This window comes from Desulfurella sp. (assembly GCF_049977265.1).
Classification (GTDB): domain Bacteria; phylum Campylobacterota_A; class Desulfurellia; order Desulfurellales; family Desulfurellaceae; genus Desulfurella.
In genome coordinates this window covers 1-2,431 of the sequence record NZ_JBMFGQ010000081.1, presented here as the reverse complement: position 1 = coordinate 2,431, position 2,431 = coordinate 1, and the positions used below count along the sequence as shown (strand labels likewise).

Genomic DNA, 2,431 nt, shown 5'->3' with positions numbered 1-2,431 from the left:
TTTTTTATAAGTCAATGCCAAAAGATAAATTTTTTGAATTATTAAAAAATGGGGGTGATTTATGATTAATAAACTTGTGATTTTTACTGTCGTAACTTTTTTGCTTTATTTTGCAGGAGGAGCAATAGGTTATATATTTTTTAGGGAATTTGTTAACCAGTACTTTATGTATACATTTAGTATAGCTACAACAGCTTTTGCTATTGCAAATTTTTGGTATTACTACAAAGTAGTCATTGGTCCAACAATAAAAGCAAACAAAGAGTATACACAGTTGCTTCAAAATGAAAAGCATGATTTAACAAAAAAATATAAAATACCTAATTTTATAGATGCGGTGGGTATTTTTTTAAATGATATGATTGCATTTTCCAAAAATATTTTTAATGAGTTGATACTCAATGCTACAAAAACAGCTGTATTTAATGCAAAATTTAACTTTGAGCTAAAAAATATTACACATCACATGAATGAGACTAAAGACAACTTAGAAGCAATAAATAAAACAATGAATGACTCAACGAAATCAATTGCTGATATCTCAAAAAACATGGAAGGTTTTGCACATTTTATGGAAGAAGTAAATGATATAAGCAATAAAACAATTACTATAACAGACGAGATTAACAAAGGCTCAAAACTAACAATAGAAGTTATTGAAAATAACAATAATTCAATGGAAAATTTACAAAACCAAATAGATGGTATAATCTCAATTGTAAATATCATAAATGATATATCAAATCAAACAAACCTGCTTGCCTTAAATGCTGCTATTGAAGCAGCCCGAGCTGGTGAGCATGGCAGGGGCTTTGCAGTGGTAGCAGATGAGATAAGAAAGCTTGCAGAGCAAACACAGAAACAATCAAAAGAGATAGAAAAAACGATAAGTATTGTTGCAGAAAACTTTAATGGTTTAACTGGTGGAAATAAGATGATTAGTGACACTATAGATAAAAATATGCATTCTGTACAAGAAATGATTATAGCTTTTGAAAATCTTGCGGATAAAATTAATCAGGCAAACAAAATGATAAATACAATTACTGCTGGTATAGAGCAGCAGTCAAGTTCAGTAGAAGAAGTAGCTCAAACAGTAGAATACCTTGCAAGTTCAGTAAAAGAAATATCAAACAGTCTTGATGTAGTTAGCTCAAAAAGCCTTGATTTAAGCAAAATGTCTTCGCAGGCAGCAAATATTATAAAAAAGGTAAAAGTGGGCAACCCGCTTGAAAGTGTTGTAGATATTGCAAATAATGGTGCTAAAGAAATGAAAGAGTTCATTGAAGAATCTATTAAAAAGGGTTTAATCTCATCTGAAGATATATGGGATAGAAACTATATTCCAATTCCAAACACCAACCCTCAAAAATATCGCACTAGGTTTACAGACTTTTTTAAAAAATACATTCAACCTATTGAAGATAAATATCTTAATATGGATCCAAACTTTAGATTTTTTTTACTTACAGATAACAACGGTTATTTAATTCACAATTCAATTTATGATCAACCTCTAACAGGAAATTACGAAAAAGACCTTGTAGGAAACCGATCCATGAGAATATTTAATGACCCTGTGGGACTAGCTGTTGCAAGAAACACAGATAGTGTGATCATTCAGGTATACCCAAGGGATACTGGTGAAGTTATGGCAGATATTGGTGTACCAGTTTTTATAGAAGGCAAACATTGGGGTGGCATAAGGGTAGGTCTTGCAGTAGAAAATATATAATGGAGGCAATATGAGTATTAAAAAATTGCTTAATTTTTCAAACGGATTTTATCTTGTAAGCGCTACTACTTTGTTAATAATTATTGTTTTTTTGGGATACAATGTAAATAATAGTTTAAAAAAAACAGATTTGCAACAAAACTTGGTTTGTAGTCTAAATGATATTTTGGTAGCTGGTTTACAAAAAAATGCTTCACTAAACAGTATTTTAATTTATCCAGAAAATCAAAGAGCAAAAAAAAATTTTGAAGCTGCCCAGAAAAACATGGATAAAGCATTAAAAAATGCTTTTAGTATAGCCAATCAAGAACAAAAAATTCAACTTTTAAATTTACAAAAAAACTTAAAATTAGATGAAAAAGTTGAAAACCAAATGATTCAAGCTGCAATTGAAGGCTCTGCTCAGGATTATATAGATGAGCTTATGCAACAAAAAATTATTTTCTGGCGAGATGCTTTTTTGGCTTTACAAAAGATAATTGGTCAAGAAAATCAAAATTACAATAAAGAAAAACAACTAATGCAAAAGTATATTATCGCTACTGTTTTAGTTGTAGTTGTAGCTATGATACTTACAGTTATAGTGGTAGTTATAGTATGGATAATTTTGTATAGAAGAATTTTTGTACCCCTAAAAAATGTAAACTCTCTTGTCTCCACCCTTGCCAAAGGTGGTGGTGATTTAACTATTGTATT

2 protein-coding genes are annotated in these 2,431 nt (G+C 29.9%); both read left to right on the top strand.

The window, feature by feature from the left end; all coding sequences use genetic code 11:
* Nucleotides 1-61: 61 nt before the first annotated feature.
* Nucleotides 62-1,735 (top strand): methyl-accepting chemotaxis protein, encoded by a 1,674-nt coding sequence (locus ACP5FO_RS08685; RefSeq protein ID WP_428157409.1) that lies wholly within the window; start codon nucleotides 62-64, stop codon nucleotides 1,733-1,735.
* Between the two features lie 10 nt (nucleotides 1,736-1,745).
* A partial coding sequence (locus tag ACP5FO_RS08680) for a hypothetical protein (RefSeq protein ID WP_428157408.1) occupies nucleotides 1,746-2,431 on the top strand: 686 nt, incomplete at its 3' end.